Annotated in this window: 18 protein-coding genes; 13 read left to right on the top strand and 5 right to left on the bottom strand. The window is 39.7% G+C overall.

Annotated features, from left to right (window positions below; translation table 11 throughout):
- Nucleotides 1-235: 235 nt before the first annotated feature.
- From JI65_RS01080 to JI65_RS01045, 8 genes are all read left to right on the top strand, one after another.
- A complete protein-coding gene (locus JI65_RS01080; protein ID WP_191013515.1) occupies nt 236-1,825 on the top strand; it encodes a DUF5312 family protein in 1,590 nt (529 codons plus the stop codon).
- Nucleotides 1,818-2,942, top strand: coding sequence for a diguanylate cyclase DgcA (gene dgcA / locus JI65_RS01075; RefSeq protein ID WP_191013514.1), 1,125 nt, complete (start codon nt 1,818-1,820; stop codon nt 2,940-2,942). Before JI65_RS01080 ends, dgcA begins: the two co-directional genes overlap by 8 nt.
- A 9-nt stretch (nt 2,943-2,951) precedes the next feature.
- Entirely contained in the window at nt 2,952-3,662 is a 711-nt protein-coding gene (locus tag JI65_RS01070) for a rhomboid family intramembrane serine protease (protein ID WP_191013513.1), read from the top strand.
- Nucleotides 3,641-4,336: a hypothetical protein gene (locus tag JI65_RS01065; RefSeq protein WP_191013512.1), complete on the top strand. Its 696-nt coding sequence runs from the start codon at nt 3,641-3,643 to the stop codon at nt 4,334-4,336. Before JI65_RS01070 ends, JI65_RS01065 begins: the two co-directional genes overlap by 22 nt.
- Nucleotides 4,337-4,459: 123 nt before the next feature.
- Nucleotides 4,460-4,849 (top strand): hypothetical protein, encoded by a 390-nt coding sequence (locus JI65_RS01060; protein ID WP_191013511.1) that lies wholly within the window; start codon nt 4,460-4,462, stop codon nt 4,847-4,849.
- A 135-nt stretch (nt 4,850-4,984) separates the two neighbouring features.
- Nucleotides 4,985-6,541, top strand: coding sequence for a phenylalanine--tRNA ligase subunit alpha (pheS, locus tag JI65_RS01055; protein ID WP_191013510.1), 1,557 nt, complete (start codon nt 4,985-4,987; stop codon nt 6,539-6,541).
- A gap of 50 nt (nt 6,542-6,591) precedes the next feature.
- A complete protein-coding gene (locus JI65_RS01050; protein ID WP_191013509.1) occupies nt 6,592-7,248 on the top strand; it encodes a GNAT family N-acetyltransferase in 657 nt (218 codons plus the stop codon).
- On the top strand, nt 7,245-8,012 hold the full coding sequence (locus JI65_RS01045; RefSeq protein ID WP_191013508.1) for a hypothetical protein: 768 nt from the start codon (nt 7,245-7,247) through the stop codon (nt 8,010-8,012). The genes JI65_RS01050 and JI65_RS01045 overlap by 4 nt, the downstream gene beginning before the upstream one ends.
- Here the strand turns inward: JI65_RS01045 and JI65_RS01040 are convergent.
- The 3 genes from JI65_RS01040 to JI65_RS01030 all read right to left on the bottom strand — a co-directional run bounded on the left by JI65_RS01040 (nt 8,004) and on the right by JI65_RS01030 (nt 10,914).
- Nucleotides 8,004-9,080 carry an HD domain-containing phosphohydrolase gene (locus JI65_RS01040; protein ID WP_191013507.1) on the bottom strand — a complete coding sequence of 359 codons (1,077 nt, stop codon included), beginning with the start codon at nt 9,078-9,080 and terminating at the stop codon, nt 8,004-8,006. The genes JI65_RS01045 and JI65_RS01040 overlap by 9 nt on opposite strands.
- Nucleotides 9,081-9,267: 187 nt before the next feature.
- On the bottom strand, nt 9,268-9,615 hold the full coding sequence (locus JI65_RS01035; protein WP_191013506.1) for a hypothetical protein: 348 nt from the start codon (nt 9,613-9,615) through the stop codon (nt 9,268-9,270).
- A gap of 87 nt (nt 9,616-9,702) precedes the next feature.
- On the bottom strand, nt 9,703-10,914 hold the full coding sequence (locus tag JI65_RS01030; protein WP_191013505.1) for a DUF7309 domain-containing protein: 1,212 nt from the start codon (nt 10,912-10,914) through the stop codon (nt 9,703-9,705).
- A gap of 230 nt (nt 10,915-11,144) precedes the next feature.
- On the opposite strand from JI65_RS01030, the gene cdd reads away from it, so the two are divergent.
- Nucleotides 11,145-11,567, top strand: a complete 423-nt coding sequence (gene cdd, locus JI65_RS01025) for a cytidine deaminase (RefSeq protein WP_277950572.1) — start codon at nt 11,145-11,147, stop codon at nt 11,565-11,567.
- Between the two features lie 881 nt (nt 11,568-12,448).
- On the opposite strand, the gene gyrA is transcribed toward cdd, so the two are convergent.
- Together gyrA and gyrB are read right to left on the bottom strand one after the other, a co-directional pair.
- The gene (gyrA, locus tag JI65_RS01020; protein ID WP_191013503.1) at nt 12,449-14,938 is read right to left on the bottom strand and encodes a DNA topoisomerase (ATP-hydrolyzing) subunit A; all 2,490 of its coding nucleotides are present in this window, start codon (nt 14,936-14,938) and stop codon (nt 12,449-12,451) included.
- 51 nt (nt 14,939-14,989) lie between these two features.
- A complete protein-coding gene (gyrB, locus tag JI65_RS01015; protein ID WP_191013502.1) occupies nt 14,990-16,912 on the bottom strand; it encodes a DNA topoisomerase (ATP-hydrolyzing) subunit B in 1,923 nt (640 codons plus the stop codon).
- 129 nt (nt 16,913-17,041) lie between these two features.
- On the opposite strand from gyrB, the gene dnaA reads away from it, so the two are divergent.
- The 4 genes from dnaA to JI65_RS00995 all read left to right on the top strand — a co-directional run bounded on the left by dnaA (nt 17,042) and on the right by JI65_RS00995 (nt 21,746).
- On the top strand, nt 17,042-18,745 hold the full coding sequence (gene dnaA / locus JI65_RS01010; RefSeq protein WP_191013501.1) for a chromosomal replication initiator protein DnaA: 1,704 nt from the start codon (nt 17,042-17,044) through the stop codon (nt 18,743-18,745).
- Nucleotides 18,746-18,992: 247 nt separating this feature from the next.
- Complete coding sequence (gene dnaN / locus JI65_RS01005; RefSeq protein ID WP_191013500.1) at nt 18,993-20,108, top strand: DNA polymerase III subunit beta; 1,116 nt, start codon at nt 18,993-18,995, stop codon at nt 20,106-20,108.
- Nucleotides 20,108-21,205 carry a DNA replication/repair protein RecF gene (recF, locus tag JI65_RS01000; protein WP_191013499.1) on the top strand — a complete coding sequence of 366 codons (1,098 nt, stop codon included), beginning with the start codon at nt 20,108-20,110 and terminating at the stop codon, nt 21,203-21,205. Before dnaN ends, recF begins: the two co-directional genes overlap by 1 nt.
- Nucleotides 21,189-21,746 carry a DciA family protein gene (locus tag JI65_RS00995; RefSeq protein ID WP_191013498.1) on the top strand — a complete coding sequence of 186 codons (558 nt, stop codon included), beginning with the start codon at nt 21,189-21,191 and terminating at the stop codon, nt 21,744-21,746. The genes recF and JI65_RS00995 overlap by 17 nt, the downstream gene beginning before the upstream one ends.
- The last annotated feature ends 55 nt before the right edge of the window (nt 21,747-21,801 follow it).

Raw genomic sequence — 21,801 nt, 5'->3', positions numbered from 1 at the left:
AAAAAGCACTGTTTTAAGGAACGCTATTTTAACGACTTAAAAATCGCTCGCACTGCGCGAGCGATAAAACCGCCCTTCGACCTTGCCACCGTGAAAAGACAGCAAATCCGCCCAAAAGTTTTTCGTCAGAAAAAACTTTTGGGGCGCGCTAAAGCAAACTCAAAATCTTAAAGTAATATTTCAGCGCGCCCTTTTTTTCTTGTAAAACTGCTTTTTTTGCAATAAAATATTAGGCATGGGTATTTTTCAAGCACTTACAGAAATTTTTGAATCAATATTTATGAGTTCATCTCCAGACGTGCGTAAACGGCAGGAGATACGCAAACTCGAAAACGACTTGAAAAATTATCAGCCACAAATCTACAAAAGCGGAGTTCTTCTTGCAAATTTTGCAGAACTTTTCAGACTCCTTTACGAAAACGCAAAACCAATAAGCGAAATTCTCTCAAAAACAATCGGCAGCGGTGATTTGCACCTTACCGGAAAATACGAATATCAGCTTATCATAACAGGATTCACGCCAGAACTTCAGGAACGAATCGAAAAACTCAACTACGAAAACCGAAAGCAAGCTGTAATCGATTCGGACTTGCCATTGAACAAAGTTATCGAAGCACAAAGGAAGGAACTCGATAAAGTCCTTCAGAATCTGAACGCGGCAGAATTCAAAAAAATTGATGATTCAATTGCCCACTTGCACCGTTTCGTTGACATCTGTAACTTCAATTACATAAACGTGATTCATGCTTTTGATTCAAATTTCGACGGACTTTCTTCAAAAGCAATCGGGCCTGTAAAAGAAATTGGTCCTGACATAATCTGCACTTATTTGCAGGATTTATACTATCTTACGAGCGGTCTTGAACTTACTTCCGCAGACGCGCGTGCCGTCCTTGCGCTTTATCAGTTGCAACTCGGCCAAAATCCGAGCGACATCGATAAAAACAGAATTCTTGGCAACATCAAAAAAATCAGCATGATTTTGACAAAAATTCTCACGCCAGATATTCTCCTAAAGCTTATCTGCCTCGGAAAGAACGACCCAACATTCAAACCACAAATGGCTTCCTACTCAGTAAATTCAATTACAAAATTCATTGATTTCGTAAAAGGCCGTTTTACATCGGATGAGAGCAGAATAAAAGGCGAAATCAAAGACTATACGATTTCTTTTGAACTCAAAGAACTTTTTGGTGACATTCCACTTGAGCCACTTGCCAGCTACAATGCGGAAACAAATGATTTATTGCGACAGAATTCACCGTATTCATTTATCTGGATTACGGCGATTCAAGTTATAAAAACTTTCTTGAAAGTTTATTTTACCGAACAGATTCAGGTTCTTTTGAACAACATCGTAATCGAAGGATTCTTCAACAATTCGTCATACAAATCAGAATTCTCTCAGTCGGTCTATACTTGCTGCGAAATTCCACATCGTCTTGCAGAATTTGAAAAATCATTCGAAAGAAACGGTGAAAACGACATTGCAAATATTGTCGGACTGGTTGAAGACAGCCGCAAAAACACGGACTTCCTTAAGCTTCTCGGAACTCAAGTTGACACAATCAACGGCAAAGCCCACAGTCTGGTTCAGTCTGAGAGCAAAAATTTTTATGATTTGTACGTTCAGGTCGGAGAGCTTATTGTTGACGCTAAAAAGTCAAAATCCGAAATGATTTCAAACATAAAAGTGCTCATGTCATCAACAAGAAACAGAGACGGCTCAGGAATACTTGAACAGCAATACGAGCAATGGAAGACATTCCTTAAAATAATGAAGAACTACGCAATCATCGGCGATATAGAGAAAAACCATGACTAACGAAAATTCAACTTCCGTCAGTTTAGATTCTCATACAAAAAGCAACGAGAATATAATTCTAGCTTTATACGAAAAGAAGATTTATGATTTACAACAGTTAATCGAAATCTCTCGTTCACTTTGCTCAACACTTGAATTTTCAAAGCTAATCGAATCTATTCTTTACACTTGCATGGGGCAGTTCAGAGTATTGGGCGCAGGAATCTTCGTTCTTGATGCCCTTGATTCTGACCTTTTTGAACTGGACTCAAATTATTACGGAATCGACATTGACCCAAATATTTCCTACAAGATTTCGGCTTCTAGCCCGCTCGTAAAAGCCCTTTCCAAGCGAAATTCGGTTTTTACGCTGGAACAACTCGAAAAAGCTCTTCCGAATTGCTCGGATTTAAAAATTCTGGCCTCGCTAAAACCAAGTCTTATCGTCCCGCTGGTGCACAAATCGCATCTTACGGGAATTCTTTTTTTTGCAGAACGAATCGCACTCACTGATGACGGTGAGTATTCAGAGAATGAAATCGAGCAAATTCTTATATTGTCATCACTTGCAGCAATAGCAATAACAAATGCCACGTTGGTGGAACGCTCCGCAACAGACATGATGACGCATCTAAAACTAAAATATTATTTCTTCAATATTCTTACCGATAAAATCGAGCAAGCAAAAGAAGGTGCCAAAAATCTCTCAGTAATAATGTTCGACATCGACTTTTTTAAGCGTTTCAACGACACTTACGGTCATGCCTGCGGAGATTACGTCCTTCAAACCGTCGCAAAAATAATCGAATCGGGCATCCGCGGCAAAGACATGGCTGCTCGCTACGGCGGAGAAGAATTTACCGTCTTGCTGAATGACACTTCAAAAACTGACGCAATGACCGTAGCCGAAAGAATCCGCAGTAAAATCGAGCAATTTGATTTTTGTTACGAGAACCAGCACGTTCAAGTTACGATTTCGGTCGGGGTGAGCGAATATGACGCAGAACGGAATCCTGTTTCTCCAAAAGAATTGGTCGAACAAGCCGACAAAGCCCTTTATATTTCCAAGCGTAACGGCCGAAACCAAGTAACATTCGCAGAACCAGGACTAATTGACGAAGAGAAAAAAAATGACTAGAAACTAACTATGATTTTTAAAACGATTCGGAAACCATTCAAATACTCATTCAACAACGTCACACTTTTTATTATACTAATCAATGTTGCGTTCTATCTTTTTTTTCAATTCTATTCACCCATAAACAAAAATTATCTTTCGCTGAGCGTGGTCGGTTTTGTTTACAACAAAATGTACTGGCAACCGCTCACCTATATGTTCATGCACGCGAATTTTAATCATCTGTTTTTTAACATGTTTGGACTTTTGATTTTCGGCCTAAATACAGAACGTGCATTGGGCTCAAAAGAATTCGCGCTTCTGTATATGGTGACGGGAATTTTATGCGGACTTTTTTCGCTGGCAGTTTATTATTTTGTGGGACTTTACGATATTAGTATAGGGAATCTTATTCACGTAGGATTTTCAAACGGAATTCCTGTTGGACTTCCTGAGACTTACCTGATAAATCTCGTAGGAGCAAGCGGTGCAATTTACGCCATACTTTTTTCGTATGCAGTAATTTTTCCGCGGTCCAGGATTTTTATTTTGGGAATAATTCCTGTTCCTGCACCGATTTTGGTTGCCGTTTATGCGATAATCGAATTTGGAAGTCAGTTCATATCGTCATCAAACGTCGCGCACATGACGCATTTAGCAGGTTTTGGATTTGCATATCTTTACTTTTTGATTCGAATGGGAGTGAACCCGATAAAAATATGGCGAAACACGTATCGATAAAAAAAACTTTTTTTTCAATATTTCTGATTCTTTTTTCAGAATTCTGCTTTGCACAAGACGTCTCACAAGAAAGGAACGTAAGATTTTTTCTGTGGGCGCACACAGACGCTTTTCCGGGTGTGGACGAACCTACAGGCAACAATATTTATTCATTGCCCGTAAAGAAAATTCAGGAAATCGCGCCGTTTATGATTCAAGGCATGGTTTACGGATGGAATTTTGAATACACACCTTACGACAAAGCTCGCGGAGTTCAGGAATATTTTGAATTCACTCCGATTCACGAACTTTCAAAAGACGACATAGCAAAAATCAAGTACACAAAACCGTGGAAAGAGGACTCTCGAATCAATGTCTGGGTAGAATTTCCGCGCACGGAACAGCAGATTCACCTTTATAAATCCTGGCTGGCGATTATGAACCCTCGAATAAAAGGCGTGGGACTTGCAAAGCTTTCTGATGGCTTCGAAGGAATTCAGGAAGCCGCAAAAGAAGCCTTAAAACAAGCCGTCCGAGACTATGAACGCCAGCACATAAAAACAAAACCAAAAGAGATTTCGGGCAAAGTGCTTATGAGCCAGCCGCCCCAAATCGGAGTTGATTCAGGTCGGTATAAAGTTACGCTTGAATTTTTCATGGAAACTGATAGAATTATTGAATACAAAACATTCTGAAAATTAACCCTACATTAAGATTTCTAATAAAATTTTAATGTAACTTTTAGAATTAAATACAATTAAATAGGTGCTATTGAATAAATAGACAAAACACCTATCTAGTTGCAGGAGGAATTAAATATGAAAAAATTATTTGCCGTACTTACTGCTCTTTTATGTGTAATGAGTTTTGCTGTTGCTGAAGAAGCTGAGGATTTAACAAAAGCTCCAACAGACACAAAAACAAGAACTATCGTTCCAGAAGATCAGCACGTTACAAATAAAACTGCCAGCGTTTATTTGGATTACACTCCATCTACAGATGAAGTCAGAATCTACTATAAAGTTATGGCTGTAAGCTATGACGAAGGTGAAGCAATGAATACTGTTCTTGAATGTCTCAAAGACTTCCAGGTTCAGAATCAGTATTACGGATACAAATATTTGCGAAGAGATTCAAAGAAATATGTCAAGGATGAAAAAAACATTCGTTGGGCAATCTATGAATCACATGTAAAATTCAACCGCTAGAATCGGGGGAATTTATAAAACCGGCTCAAGCTCGCCACAAGTGAGCAAGCCGGTTTTTTTTATTTTAAATGTAAACGGCATAGAAAATAAATCTGAAATTTTATAAAATAGAAGAATCATTATAGGGGCAAAAAGATGGACATTCAAAATATAATCAAAAATCTTCATCCACTTGAAACAAAAGTTCTTTTAAAATACACGGACAAGGATGAGCTGACTTCTGAAAAGCTCCAGAAAGAGCTTGACTACAAAGAGGGCCATGCAAACCAAGCTTTTTCATGGCTAGGCGGAAAAGGTCTTATTGAAGTCGTAAAACGCACTCCTCACACATATTTTGAAATTACAGATTTGGGTCGGGACTACGCAAAAAACGGAACTCCAGACGAAAAAATCATTGACTTCGTAAAGAAAAACGGTGCAAAGACTCTCCCAGAAATAGCAGCTGGTGCAGGTCTTGAACAAAAAGACGTCGGTTCGGCATTCGGCCAGCTCTCAAAAGACGGCGTTCTCAAAATGAATGCTGAAAAGAAAGCAGAATACACAGGCGCAGAGCTTCCTGCAAGAATCAAAATTGCGAAAGAGCTTTTTGAACGTGCGGCAGCCGCTGAGAACGGTCAGCTCGACAACACAACGCTTTCGGCAGACGAACAGAAAGTAATCTCTGCATTCGCAAAAAAACGTGGAGCTGCAGACTCTCCATTCAAAATCATTGAACGCGAAACAGTTCTTTACAAGCTTACATCTGCATTAAAAGACGTTGTGGCAGGCTTGAAGAATGCAGGAATCACAGGAAACGAAATCGGTGAGCTTACACCAAAAATGCTCGCTTCTGGTGAGTGGAAAAATGGAACTTTCCGCGGTTACAACATCACTATTCCGCCGGCACGAATCATTCCTGGACGAACAAACCCATATGTTCAGTTCCTTGAACATGTAAAAGATAAACTCTGCTCACTCGGATTCCAGGAATACGACGGTCCGCTCGTAGAGACAGAATTCTGGAACGGCGACGCGCTCTTTATGCCGCAATTCCACGCAGCTCGCGACATTCACGACGTTTACCGAATCAAGAATCCAACACACGCAAAAGAAATTGAAGAACCATGGCTTTCAAACGTTGCTGCAGCACACAAAGACGGTGGAAACACTGGCAGCCGTGGCTGGAACTACGATTTTGACCACGAATTCACACGACGCCTCGTTCTTCGTTCGCAAGGAACAGTTCTTTCGGCACATCAGCTCCACAAGGCAGAAGTTCCGGGCAAATACTTCGGCATTGCACGCTGTTTCCGCTACGACAAAGTAGACGCAACACACCTTTCAGACTTTTACCAAACAGAAGGAATCATTGCCGGAGACGACGTAAACTTGCGCACTCTCCTCGGAATGCTTGAAATGTTCGCAAAAGAAGTTGCAGGCGCAACCGAGGTAAAATATGTTCCGGGTTACTTCCCGTTCACGGAGCCATCTGTTGAAGTTCATATCAAGCACCCAGTTTTGGGCTGGTTCGAACTTGGCGGCGCCGGAATCTTTAGACCGGAAGTTACAAAAGCTCAAGGCCTTGACTGCCCTGTTCTCGCATGGGGAATGGGTATTGACCGAATGGCGCTCATGGCTCTGGGATTGAACGACCTTCGAGAACTTTTCAGCGAAAACATTGAAGAAGTTCGCCTCCGAAAAGCAAAGTTCTAAAAATCAGAAAATAAGTTCAGCAGAGCCGAAAAAGATGATATAATCGGCTTATGAATTTATTTCCAGCACAGCCGTTCGATATTCAGGACATTATGAAAATCGAACGGCAATCATTTATTCCTTCAATTCAAGAAAAGCAAAAGACCTTTGAAAAACGGCTCGAAGTTTTTCCGCAAGGTTTTTTAATCCTTACAGATTCTTCCGAAAAAATCGTAAAACAAAACGGCAAAGCCCTCACTGCAGGTTATTTGTGTTCCGAACTCTGGGATTCAATGCCTTCACTCGAAGATAGCGATGAAATCTTTAAGCGAAAATTCGTTCTGAATCATAATCCCGCGCACACGCACAACACAAACGGCATGTATTTGTACGTAACTTCGTTCGCGCTTTTGCGAGATTATCGCGGTCAGGGTCTGGGCGAAAAATTCTTCGTTTCTTCGCTCGCGAGCATTTGCGGAGCTTTTAGCCAAATCAAAAAAGTTGTGATTCTTGTGAACGCGGAATGGGAAAATGCACTCAAAATCTACAAAAAAGTCGGATTCACCGAAATTCACCGCTTAAAAGATTTTTTTCCGACACTCAAAAAAATAAGCCTGTTCAAGCACGAAATGTCAGACGGAATCATAATGAGCCAAAATGCAGATGAGTTTAGAAAAATCAATTTTGAGAGCAACACAGAAAATCCATTTTACGGAATAAAATTATGACAAAAGAACAATTCAAAATATTTGATGATTTTAGAAGAGAATTCAAAAAATACTGCCAAACTTTGAACACCAAGTATTCGGCAATTCTTCGCCCGCTGCAAATCGAAGCCTCAAAAAAAGACACTCCAGAATATCCGCTTGAAACTTGTGTAGTTTACAACACTGCACTCGATGAACTTACAGAAAATTCAGAGATTCATTTGATTGTTATTGGCGACAATCCTGGAAAAGACGAGCAGCTCTTAAAAAATAACAAATATCTCGTTGGACAAAGCGGGAAAATTGCCACAGGATTTTTTGCGAAGAATCCGGAGCTAAAAACTGATTTTAGAAAAAACGTGATTATTTTGAACAAGACTCCCGTTCACACCGCAAAAACAAATCACTTGAAGTTTCTCTCAAAAAATGGCGGCGAGCAAATTCAAAAACTTATTGAGGACAGCCAGATTTTTATGGCGGAACAGACAGCAAAACTCCACAAGAATTTATGCGAAAACGCAAACGAATCTGGTTGGCAACCAGAATTATGGTTAGTCGGCTATGCGGAGCTGAAACCCAAGGGAATATTTACGGAATACAGAGACACTCTAAAAAAATGCTACGAAAACAGCCCGCTCTGGGAAAAAGTGTTCGTTTTCCAGCATTTTTCAATGAACAGATTTTCTATCGACTTGAAGGCATTCATGCAAAACCATAAAAATGTAAGCTTACAGAATGCCATCCATGAACTTGGAAAGATGCACAAAAACGAGATTTTACTTTGATTCCGGCTGGGATTCCACAAGACTTTCGTTCCAACCGTCCTCGTTCATCTTGTAGTCCTTGTCTTCATCAATCATCTGAACGAGAATATCCGTAACCGCAGGATCAAAATGAGTTCCTCGGCAGCGGATAATCTCCGCCCGAACCTCAGCCTGCGGACGAATCTGCGTGTAAGCTCGTTTTGAAGTCATAGCATCGTAAGCGTCCGCAATCGCAATGATTCTGGCATCCTCTGGAATCTGCGGACCTTTTAAGCCGTCGGGATATCCAGTTCCATCAAAATGCTCATGGTGCCATCTTGCCCCAATCGCGAGTCCCGGCAATTCACTAATGCTTTTAAGAAAATTGTAACCGGCAATAGTATGCTCTTTAATGTTCGTATATTCTTCGTCAGTGAGCCGAGAATTCTTTCGGATAATGCTTTTTTCTACAATAAGTTTTCCAATGTCGTGCAAAAGCCCCATCGAATAAATATCTTCCAAATTCTGCGAGGAACGACCAAGCCGCCTTGCAATCTCCCTCGAATATTTTGCAACCCTAACAGAATGACCTCGCGTGTAATGGTCTTTAGCATCTACGAGGCTCGAACACGCTTGCATAAGCTGGCTGGCAAAACTTTTAATTTTCTCGGCCTGCTTGTCAACTTCAAACTGCAAGTTTTTTTGCAGAAGCGAAAGCTCAATCGTATTCTGAACCCGCTGAAGCAAAATCTCCGGGTTGAACGGTTTTGTAATAAAATCCACGGCGCCTTCATGCAACCCGCGAATCTCAGTTTCGGAATGCTCGTCACTTGTCATAAGAATAACAGGAATCGACGATGTAGATTCGTTGTTTTTTAAAAGACGAAGAACATTGAATCCGTCCATTCCCTTCATTGTAACATCCAGCAGGATGAGCTTTGGACTGTGCAATTTTGCGGCAATAAGGCACTCCTCGCCAGATTGTGCCAAAGAGACTTTATATTTAGATTCAAGGATTCTTTTTGCCAGTGAAAGCATCATCGAAGAGTCATCAACAACAAGAACTTCCAATTGAAAAACTTTTGATAATTCGTGAACTTTTTGTATCATTTTTTAATTTTAATTCAATTTTTAGTTTTTGTCTGTTTTATATCGTTAAAATCCAAAAAAAAGCAGGCTTTCTGAAAACCAGAAAGCCTGCAAAATCAGGTTAGGCTCAATTTCGAGTTTCAAAACGCGCTTTTCTGGTAGTGAACGCATATTTTAAGCTGATTAAAAAACTCGACATTCGGCCAGGTTAGTTATTTCTTTTTAATGTTACCGACTCACCGTCTATATTTCCCGAAATCTGACTTCCATCTTCCGCATAAATAAGGGAAATTTTTTGGTCACCCTTTCTAAAAGAAACAATTTTCTTTTCAAAGTTCACCTCATAAACGTCGGTCTCTTCAATATGAGTATCGTCCAGATACAAGTCTATAACTTTTTCTGCAAAACGAACTTTTAAAACACTGTTGTTGGCAAGCACAGCCGAATAAGTATGTCCCTTAATAGGATTAACTTCTTCTTTTTTACAACCAAAAATGGCAAATGCCATGACGAACGCCGCAATCAGGGCAAAAACTTTTTTTACTCTTTCCCTCATAATAAATTCCTCCACTCGGAATTCTACAAAAGAAAATTCTATTTGTCATTCAAAATTTAAGAAAATTTTCATAATTTTATGGAGAATTTAGAGATTTTTCTTATTTAGGTTACGGAGCTTTATTTCGATTTCGCTTAAAAGAACGTGCTTTCCAATCAACGACATTGCAATCTTGATTATATTCGGAGGAAGTTCCCGCATCTCTGTCAAAGTCATGTCGCAAAGACGACTGTTCAAATCTTCTATAACTTTATCGCTCAAATCATCTTCGACATCAAAAAGCTTCTCCCCAGCAATCTGGCACAATTCATTATAAACACCGTCAATGTACGGCAGAGAATCACACAATTTCAATGTAATTCCTGTTTTCTTGCAAAAATCAGCAAAAATAAGTTTCGTTCGAACATTTCTAACTAGAATCGAAGAGCAACATTTTTCGGACAAAGTAACTTTTGAGACAAAACTCCGGAGCAATTCGCCAGATTCTTCCTCAAAATCAAAAATATACGCAAAATCAAAAAGCTTTCCTCCGTCCGTCACAGAAATCATTACATAAGGAACCTGGGAACCATGGCTTTCATCCCGCCAACAAGCACTTTGAGCAAACATCACGTCGCAAAAAACTGAGCCGGATTTTTCAAGCGAAGCAATTTTTTTTGCGACTGGCTCGTTCAAAAAAAGCACTTCCGAAAAAGTCTCGCAAATTGAATCGGCAACTTTCAGCTTTGTGCTAGTAATAAAATTCCCGTTTCGAATGAATTTTTTTATTGTGTAATTTTTAAAAAACTCCTCGATGTAAAGATTCTCAAAATCATCATTTGAATCAATCATCAAAATCGTTGTGAGAACTTCCTCAAAAATACCAAAATCCTCGTCCGTAAAATTGGAATTGGGATTCTTGTTTTTTTCAAATTTGAAAAATTTCGGGTAATCATTTTCCCCCAAAAACAAAATCTTCCGTTTTTTGCAGAATTCCTTGATTTCCAAAAGTTCTTCATCGCTCAAGAAATTCTCGCTCTCAAACGAAAGCATAAGACACTCATTCGAGAAAAGCTTTTCCTGGGCGTTGGCACTCGTGTCCATATTCTCCAAACTCGAAAAACGCAAAAAAGATTGCCAGCCTTTATCTCCCAAATAAATGGCTATCGCAAACTGCGCACCGTTCCGTCCCAGAACCGTGCAAAAAGCGTTCTCTCCGCTAGAAAGCTGAACCGCAAACACCTGAGAATCACAAAGTTTTTTCCAAAGTTTCACTTCATAAAAGTGAACTGCCAATTCATACAATTTTTCTGGAATCATAATTCTATTTTAATATAAGTTCTCTAAAAAAGATTTGATTTAAGGAAATTTATTTTTCACGGGAAAAGGCAAAAAATAACTTCTAATATTTCCTCACTTTAAAAAATCCGTTTATAATAAAAGAAAACCTCACGCATTTTTACAGGCCCTCCGAGTTTACGGCTGGCAAAAGTACCATAAATCTCATATACCAGCCTGCTGATTGCTGCTGACAGAAAACTCGCAATCGCCTGAATCGAAAAAGGAGCAAACAAATGGAACCAACAGATAAAGAACTTGTGCAAATGGCACTTGACGCCCGAAAGAATTCATACGCCCCATATTCAAATTATAAAGTCGGGGCAGCTCTTCTCTGTGAAGACGGAGCTATTTTTACAGGATGCAACATCGAAAGCGCATCTTATCCATGCGGATTATGCGGAGAAAGAACAGCTGCATCAAAAGCAATAAGCGAAGGGCACATAAAGTTCAAGAAGATTGCAATCGCAGGCTCTTCAGAGCAAACATGCACGCCTTGCGGAATGTGCAGACAATTTCTTTATGAATTCGCACCTGAGCTAACGATTCTATGTTCAAACAATGTGGGAAACTTTAAAGTAAACAAATTGAACGAACTTCTTGCCCAAGGATTCGGGCCAGCTTCGTTAAAATAACACTTACAATCGATAGTTATCCACATTTTGTGAAAAAATTGTGGATAACTCATAACTATCATTTATTAGTTATCCACAAAACACGAACATTTTCTAACAAATTGTGGATAACTCCTACCTTACGATAGGTATTAAACAAATTTAATATAAAATCTGCCTCTAAAAAAGCACGACTAAAACATTCTACCCAAAACACATAAAAAATGTTTCACGTGAAAATATAAAAGCTCCGTTCTAAAGTTTTTGAATTTTAATCCGATTATGCAGCATAAAAACCGCTCTCAGATCTAAAGCTTGTTTTTCAATCCATTAATTTGGAATTCTACGGAAAAGAAATTGTGACAAAAAAAATAACAACATCGCATCTTTTAATACAAACATGTTTCACGTGAAACCATATTAGTAAAAATATTTTGAGTTACTCACCAACAATGAAAAAGGAAGTAATTAAAAACTTTTCTTTTGCATATTGAATTTATTTCAGCATTTGGATTCAGAGATTTTTCCAGCTTCGCAGACAGATAAAATTCTTAATGCCAGAACGATAAAAACAGATTCGGCGTTATAAAAATCAAGCAGAATTGCAAAGAGAACACACACTCCCCGGCTGAACCAACTGAGTATTACAATCCGGCAAGGCATAACAGTTCAAAACATGCCAACATAAAATGTTTCACGTGAAAACTTTTTGCTCTAGAATTATAAAACAAATGAACGGAAGTTATCAAAAAAAACGACTTTGAAACAAAACACAAAGAAATGCAAGAAAAATAAAAAAAGGTCAGAAAATTTCTTTCTGACCTGTGCCTGATAAATATTTATAAATCTTTTATTTGCAGCACCTCCCCCAAGCAACTTGCAAATAAACTGGAACCACGGCTCTATTCTACAGAGTTTTCCATATCATCAGAATCCTGAACAACTCTGTCGAATCCAACTACATAATCAGGATCATCAATATTTATAACCCTTGTTCCGCTGGCATCACGCCCCTGTTTAGAAATAGAAGAAGCCTTAACACGCACGGTTTTTCCTTGTCCAGTCATACAAATAACTTCATCAGTCTCTGCAATGGCAAGAGCGCCAATTACTTCGCCCTTTGCATCTGTATTTCCAAAAATACGCTGACCGCCAGTTCCTCGCCCATGAGCAGCAAACTCATCAAAATCAACGCGTTTACCAAGACCACGTTCTGTTATGATGAGCGCATCTGTGTTTTCTTGAACACAAATAGCAGCAGCAAGCTCATCACCTTCCATCAACTTGATTCCAGTAACGCCAGAAGATGCCCGTCCCATTGAACGAACCTCATCTTCATTCATTCTGAGTGCCTTACCTTTACGCGTGACTAGCATAATATCATCACTACCGCTAGACAAAATCGTAGCAACAAGTCTATCGCCATCCTTAAGTCGGATTGCAATAATGCCACGGTTTCGTGCATTCGCAAATTCTGAAATAGGACTCTTTTTTACGACACCGTTCGCTGTCGCCATAAACAAATACTGAGAATCCCTGAAATCTTTCATCGTAACGATTGTAGTAATCTCTTCGTTTGCAGAAACCTGCAACAACGATTTAATATGCGAACCACGGCTCACACGGCTAGCTTCAGGAATCTCATGAACCTTAATCCAATAAGCCTTTCCTTCGTTCGAGATGAACGTAATGTAAGCATGGGTAGTTGCGATAAAAATCTGAGAAACATAATCTTCGGCAATAAGGTTCGCACTAAGACTTCCTTTGCCTCCCCTAGCCTGCTGTTTATACTGCGTGAGCGGAACGCGCTTGATATAACCAAGTTTAGAAATCAGAACAACGACTTCCTCTTCCTTAATCATATCTTCCATATTAATCTGCTCAACTTCGTCAGCGACAATCTGAGTTTTTCTGTCATCGCCATATTTTGCGGCAAGCTCGTTAGTCTCGTCCTTTACAATTGCAAGAATTTTCTCGTGATGGGCAAGCAAGTCTTCCAAGTGGGCAATCAAAGCCTTCAATTCGGCCATTTCTTTTTTGAGTTCATCAATCTGCAGGTGAGTAAGTCGCTTGAGCGGCATATCAACAATAGCCTGAGTCTGAACATCATCAAATTCAAAACGTTTTGCCAAATTATTCTTGGCATCCTGAACGTCACGGCTTCCCCGGATGATTTTTATAACTTCATCAATTGCGTCAACTGCAACGATAAGGGCTTCAAGAATATGAGCACGCGCAAGAGCCTGCTTCAATTCATACTGTGTCCTTCGCGTAACCACGATGTCGCGATGGTCAACGAAGTGCTGAATGAGCTGCTTTAACGTAAGCACCTGAGGCCTAAGCGCATCACCATGAGCATGGTCAGGAACAAGTGCCAAGTTAATTATACCGAAATTCGACTGCAACTCAGTTTTTGCAAAAAGCTGATTCAATACGATTTTTGTAACGGCATTTTTCTTTAAGTCAACGACAAGTCGCATACCAACGCGGTCGGAAGTTTCGTCATTAGCTCCGGCAATTCCCTCAATAACTTTGTCGCGGGCAAGATCAGTAATTTTCTTTATGATATTAGATGTATTTACGCCGTAAGGAACTTCCGTAAATACAATTGATTCCTTACCGTGCTTGTCAGTTTCAATAATGAACTTAGAACGGATTGTAACTTTTCCACGCCCCGTTCGGTAAGCCTTCTTGAATCCAGATGTACCGTAAATTACTCCGCCTGTAGGAAAATCAGGTCCTTTGATGTAATGCATAAGTTCATCAACAGAAATCTCTGGATTATCAATATACGCTCCGATTGCAGCAGCAACTTCGCGAAGATTGTGAGAAGGCATATTTGTCGCCATACCAACGGCAATACCTGTTGTACCGTTACACAAAAGGAACGGAAATTTTCCAGGAAGAACAGCCGGCTCCTTTACAGTTTCATCAAAGTTAGGATCCATGCGGACAGTATCTTTATCGATATCAGCAACCATTTCCTCGGCGATTTTTGCCATCTTCGCCTCGGTGTATCGGTATGCAGCAGCAGGGTCACCAGCCTGAGTACCAAAGTTTCCTTGAGGAGTTATTACAGTGTAACGCTGGGCAAAATCCTGACCAAGACGAACAAGAGCGTCATAAACAGAAGCATCACCATGAGGATGATATTTTCCGAGCACGTCACCAACGATTTTTGCACATTTTCGAGTCGCACCTGAACTTCGGAGGTTCAACTCGTCCATCGCATAAAGAATTCGGCGATGAACCGGCTTCAACCCGTCGCGAACGTCCGGCAAAGCTCGTTGAACAATTACAGACATTGAATAATCAATGTAAGCCTGTTTAACTTCTTTTTCGATTGGAATCGGAATTACGGTTCCGCCCTCTTCTGTTTTGATTTCTTCCATCTATTTTTACCCGTCAATAATTTACAATTCGATTTTTTTTAGAGCCGCCAATTAAACATCAAGATTTGCGTAGGTTGCGTTTTCCTCAATGAACTTACGTCTTGGCTCAACTTCCTCGCCCATGCAGACCTTAAAGATTGCGTCAGCGGCTTCCGCATCAGGAATCGTAACGACCTTCATCTTGCGGTTTGCAGGATCCATCGTGGTTTCCCAAAGCTGGTCGCCCGACATTTCACCAAGACCTTTGTACCGCTGAACATTAGCCTTTTCGGCATTCTCACCAAGAGATGCAAGAACTTCGGCCTTTTCCTCGTCGGTATAAACGTAAATCGGCTTCTGTTTTCCGAGCTGAATCTTAAAGAGCGGAGGCATAGCCAAATAAACGTAACCGCGCTCAATAATCTCCGGCATATACCTAAAGAAGAACGTGAGCAAAAGCGTTCGGATATGAGAGCCATCAACATCGGCATCGGCCATTATGATGATTTTATGATAGCGGATTTTTTCGATATTAAAGTCTTTTCCAAAACCTGCACCAAGAGTCGCGATTACAGGCTCAAGCTTGTCGTTGTTCACAACCTTGTCAGCTGCAACTTTCTCAACGTTGAGCATTTTTCCCCAAAGAGGCAAAATCGCCTGAGTCTTTGAGTCTCGCCCTTTCTTTGCAGAACCACCCGCAGAATCACCCTCTACGATGTAAACTTCGCAAATCTCCGGATCTTTTAAAGAACAGTCAGAAAGTTTTTCCGGTTTTCCAAACGAATCAGCAAGAGTCTTTTTTCGGCTGGCATCCTTTGCCTTTCGTGCGGCAATTCGTGCACTTGCCTCGGCAACAGCTTTCTCAAGAACTTTTTCGAGAATCTGAGGATTCAGCTCAAAGAATATAGTAAGTTTTTCTTTTACAAGAGCATCAACAATAGAACGAACTTCCGTATTTCCCAATCGGTCTTTTGTCTGACCAACGAATTCCGGTTCCGGAACCTTCATCGACAAAACTGCCACAATTCCAGAACGAACATCATCGCCTGTGAGTCGCTCATCTTTATCAATTTTTTTCTTCAGCTTTTCATTTGCTTCAAAAGACTTATTCAAAACATAAAGCAAAGCCGACTTGAATCCATCAAGGTGAGTTCCACCGTCGCGAGTGTTAATGTCGTTTACAAAGGTTTTGATATTCTCTGAATATCCATCGTTATATTGGAAGGCAAGTTCAGTAATAACTCCGTCCTTTTCGCCAGTAATAAAAATCGGCTCGTCAGGATAGTAGAATTTACTTTTTGTATGTGCGTTGATTTCTTTTACATAGTGGACGAGACCGCCTTCATAACGAAGGATTTCTTCTTTTGGAGTCTCAAGACGCTCATCACGGAAGATAATCGTAATTCCGCTGTTAAGGAACGCAAGCTCCCGAAGACGATTGTTCAGAACATCATAATCGTAAGTCGTGGTCTCTTTAAAAATATCAGCGTCGGCCTTCCAGCGGATTGTAGTTCCATGCTTGTCTGTGTCGCCAATAACTTCGACTTTGCTCTTAGGAATACCAATTTCGTATCTCTGGCGGTAAATATGACCGTCGCGGCTTACAGTAGCCTCAAGCCACGTTGAAAGGGCATTTACGCAGGAAACACCGACACCGTGTAAACCACCAGAAACTTTGTATGACCCCTTGTCGAATTTTCCGCCGGCATGAAGTCTTGTAAGAACAAGCTCCAATGCAGAAACATGCTCGGTCGGATGCATATCAACAGGAATACCCCGTCCGTTGTCCTCGACACGCACAATATCATCACGCTCAAGCGCAACTGTAATCGTATCGCAGAATCCTGCCATGGCTTCGTCAATACTGTTATCCACAACTTCATAAACAAGATGATGAAGTCCCTGAGGACCTGTAGATCCGATATACATACCAGGTCTTTTACGAACAGGTTCAAGTTCTTTCAAAACCTGAATATTACTTGCTACATAAGCCATTTTTGAATTCCTTTTGAAATTGATTTTACGCCGTTTTTTTTCTGAAAAATTTAGATAAAAAGATTTTAAGACGTAGATAAAATTATAGTTGGATTGAACAAAAAAGTAAAGTTAGGATAAAATATCGGCATGTCTGAGCAATTTTATAAGGATTTTTTTGAAGAATCACTGAATATGATTCACGAGGAATACATTTCCTCTGGTAAAGAAAACGAATTCAAACTTTGGTTTAACGTAAAATACGTAGAAGAAACAATCGACTCTATTACGCTGTCCGTGCCATCAGAGCTTCTTTGGGACAAAATGATTCAAAAAGGAACGATAGAACGAATAAAAAAATGTCTCTCTGATTTCACAGGCCAAGAGTTGACCATAAATCATATAACCACATCAAGAATCCAAAAAACTGAACCCAAATTAACGGAAGAACCTACACCTGCCCCAACTGAAAAATTCGACATCTTTGAATCAGCCGAAAAAAAAGTTTCAGAAGATTCAAATGCTACAGAAACGGCAAAAACTCTCAAGCCTAAAAAACTAACTAATGATAGTTTAAAAAGTAATGATATATATATAGAAGAAAATAATCAAAACTCGACTCCAAAGCTAAAAGATCGGCAAACGATTATGAAAGGCTTTGACCAACTCATAAAAAGCGAGATGGAAAAACAACAGGCCTCACCAGATTTTGAAAAGCAAAACACGGAATCAAAAGCAAAATCAATTTTCTCGTCAGGCAAAAAACAAGATGCAAAAGATACTGCAAAATCCACTTCAAAAACTCAGCATCCGCTTTTAAAAGAAGAATACACTTTTGAAAATTTCGTTCCAGGAGATAACAGCAACTATGCTTACGAAGCTTGTCTTGCCGCCGCAAAAAATCCTGGCAACAAAAAATACAGCCCGATTCTCTTGTACGGAGGCCCAGGACTCGGAAAAACCCACCTTATGCAAGCCGTGGGAAACTATATTTTCTCCCAGAATCAAAATCTAAAAATCAGCTACATCAGCACAGAATCTTTGATGAATGAATTTACGCTTGCGCTCCGAGAAAAGACGAACGACAAATTCCAAAAAAAATACCGAAATCTTGACGTGCTTCTTCTTGACGACATTCAGTTCCTTGAACGAAGCGAAAAGCTTCAGGAAGAAATCTTCTATATGTTCAACGAGATTCATGGAAAGAACGGACAACTAATTTTTACCTGCGACCGCCCTCTTACCGAAGTTCAGGGAATCACAAAAAGGCTCAGTTCTCGATTCACTCAGGGATTGAACATTGACATTACGATTCCTGATTACGAAACCCGCAAAGCTATTCTTGAAAAGAAACTTGCAGTCCTTACGGAAAATCACGGTCAGGAATTTCCTGAAGAAGTTATTGATATTATTGCCAAACGAATACAAACGAACGTTCGTGATTTGGAGTCATGTGCATTGAATTTATTCAATATGAGCGAATTGATGGGCACAAAAATCACAATAAAACTGGCGGAAGAAGTTTTACGAAACATTATAGACGAGCCTATTGTCGGCGCAATAACGATTGATACCGTTCAGAAAGTAGTTGCAGACCATTACAGCCTTTCAATTTCAGATTTGAAAAGTACCAGACGAAAAAAGGCAATTTCAAAACCACGTCAGATTGCAATGTACATCATAAAAGACATGACTGAATATTCTCTTGCAGACATTGGCGAAGAATTTGGAGGAAAAGACCATTCAACCGTAATTCATTCGATTGAAAAAATCAGGGAAGAAATCAACATAAATCCAGCTCTTGAGGGCATTATAAAATCACTTGAAAGAAGCATACGAGAGTACAAAAAATAAAGACTAGATGTTTATTTTATGCTAAAATCGAGTTAAATTTTTGTGGAAAACTTTTCTGAAAGTTGAAAAGTTGAAAAACTGTGAATTCAAAGCATTGAATTATCAACATCATAAATCTATGCAGAATTTAGATTTAAATAGATTTTCAACTTTTCCACAGCCCCCTATTATTACTATTATTAAATTTTAAAATTTAGAAATTCATAACGCTTGTTGAAAACTGTATGATTTTCAGGAGAAATATAAAATGAAATTTACTTTTGACAGAAATTCAATGATTAATGAAATTGCAATCGCTCAAGAAATTATTTCATCAAAAAATATTCTTACGATTCTTTCTAACGTACTTTTGATTGCTGAGGACAATTCACTTACAATCAAAGCAACGGATATGAAAGTAAATTTTCAGACAAAAATTCCGGTTGACGTTCAGGAACCTGGCTCAACTACTGTTTATTGCGACAAATTGATGGGAATCCTTGCTTCTCTGCCAGAAGGCGAAATCGAATTTGCAATGCAGGAAAAAGATAATCAGGTAATCGCAATAATCAAGCATTCGGTAAAAAAAATAAAATTCCAGCTCAAATGTATGTCTCAGGACAAATTCCCGGAATTCAGCAGTGCAGAAAATGTAGCTTTCTTTGAAATTCCTTCGAAAGATTTTAAGAACATAATCGAACAGACATCTTTTGCTGTAAGTACTGACGAAACGAGATTCTTTATGAACGGCGTTCACATTGAAAAGAAAGAAAACAATCTTGTTCTCGTTGCAACAGACGGAAGACGACTCGCCTATGCTGCAAAACCGATTCTTGATGGCGTAAATGATTTTCCTCCGGCAATTGTTTATCCGAAGGTTCTTAACATCGTTGCAAAGCACGCTCCGGATGAAGGCATGATTTCTGTTGCGATTGTAGACAAAACGATTTTCTTTAGATTCTCAAATTATGAACTTAACGCAGTGCTGATTGACGGTCAGTTCCCTAATTATCAGCGTGTAATTCCAGAAAATCAGCCTAACAATTTCAAACTTGATAAAGCTGAATTCGTTTCTGCTCTCAGACGAATTTCGATAATGCTCGACAAAAAAGTTGGAAGAATTTTCTTGAATTTGAAACCTGGCGTTTTGAAAATTTTTTCTCAGGAATCTGAGCTAGGAGATGCGAACGAGGAAATTCCATGCGAGTACGCAGGTGACGAAATTACGATTGCGATGAACTACAAACACATTGAAGATCCTCTCAAAGTTATGTCTGCCGAGAGAATCGCGTTCGAGTTCAGTGAGGCGCTTCGCGCAGTCACTTTGAGACCTGAGCCGGCAGAAGATTATTTCCACATCATAATGCCAATGCAAATGGAATAATGCCAGTATTAAATATTTCTTACGTAAATTTTAGAAACCTCAAAAATGCCTCGATAGACCTTCTTGCAAAGGAGGTCTATTTTGTGGGCGAAAATGGGCAGGGAAAAAGCAATCTTCTTGAATCCGTTTATTATTCAGCTTATGGTTCGTCGTTCAGGACTCACGCAGATTCGGAACTTGTAAAAGAAGGGAAATCTGGTTTTGGGCTAAAGACAATGTATCGAGAGGAAAACGGCTCTACGAGTACGCTTTTCGTTAGCTATGACGGAACTAAGAAAAAAATCGAGAAAAACGGAAAGACCGTAAAAGACCGTAAGGAACTGATTAACACGATGCCATGTGTTCTTTTTTGCCATGACGATCTTGAATTTGCGATTGGCGAACCTGAACGCAAGCGTTTTTTTATTGACCAGTGCCTTTCGATGTATGACGTGCTTTATATTGACGTGAGCCGTAGATATAAAAAAATCCTCAAAACTCGGAATCTTACTCTCAAAGAAATGAAATTTGATATGCTCGATGCCTTTGATATGCAGCTTGCCGAAAATGGGGTTTTTATTCAGAAAAAACGCGGAGATGCAATTTTTCAGTTCAACCAGATTTTTGGAAAACTCTACGAAGACATTACAGGAATAGATGGAGTTTCGATAAAATACGAGCCTTCCTGGAAGGGAACCGAACTTCCACTTCCTAGCCAGAACGAAGCTATGCAAATTCTTTTTAACAAGCGCGAAATGGATAAAGTGATGCAGACGACAATGAGCGGACCTCACCGCGACCGAATTAGGTTTATGCGCAACGGAACGAATTTTGTTCCGACAGCTTCCACCGGTCAGCGAAGGCTCCTTGCGATTCTTTTGAGAGTTGCTCAGTCGATTTTTTATACGCAGACGACTGGGAAAAAGCCAGTTCTTTTGATGGACGACGTTCTTTTGGAACTTGATCCGGACAAACGGCAGAGCGTTACGGCTATGCTTCCTGAATATGACCAGCTTTTTTGCACTTTCCTTCCTGGGGAGCCTTTTGAGCGGTATAAAAGAAAGACGACACGCGTTTACAAAATTGAAAAAGGTGAATGGAATGAGCAGCGAGACTAAAAGCGTTGAGAATGAATTTTCGGCAGCAGATGTTGTTTCAAAATTTTTTACGAATCTTGAGGCAAATCAGATTGAAAACGGAAACAAAATCTTAAAATACTGGCGAATCGTGGTTGAGTCGATTTACGGCAACGGAAAAAAACTTGCCGCTCATTCAAAAGTCGTTGATTTTAAGAACGGAATCTTGCTGATAGAGACGGACCATCCCGGCTGGACACAACTTTTGCATACGTCGCAGAATTACATCTTGAAAGGTCTAAAAAAATATATTCCTGAGATTGATGTAAGGTCTTTGGCATTCAGGCTTCGTGGAACTTCCGCTTCCCTTACGAAAGTTGATGAGAGCGTGGTTCAGGAGAATGAGCGAAAAAAACTCGAAATGAAATTTGATGAGGAAGACCGTTTTCTTGAAGAATTTGAAAAAAATCGGCAAAAGCTCGGAAATTCCGAACAAGAATCAGATTCAAAAGGCGAATTGCCTGAAAATCTTAAAAATTTGTTCGCCAGATTCAAGGATGATATGTTGACGAAAAATAAATAAATTTGGTATAGTCAACTTCACTACCCTGCTCAAAAACTTCAAATTAAGTTTGAAT

Source organism: Treponema zioleckii, from assembly GCF_014737315.1.
In the GTDB taxonomy this organism is placed as follows: Bacteria; Spirochaetota; Spirochaetia; order Treponematales; family Treponemataceae; genus Treponema_D; species Treponema_D zioleckii.
Note: the sequence above shows the minus strand (reverse complement) of the source record. Positions and strands in the feature narration are given on the sequence as shown.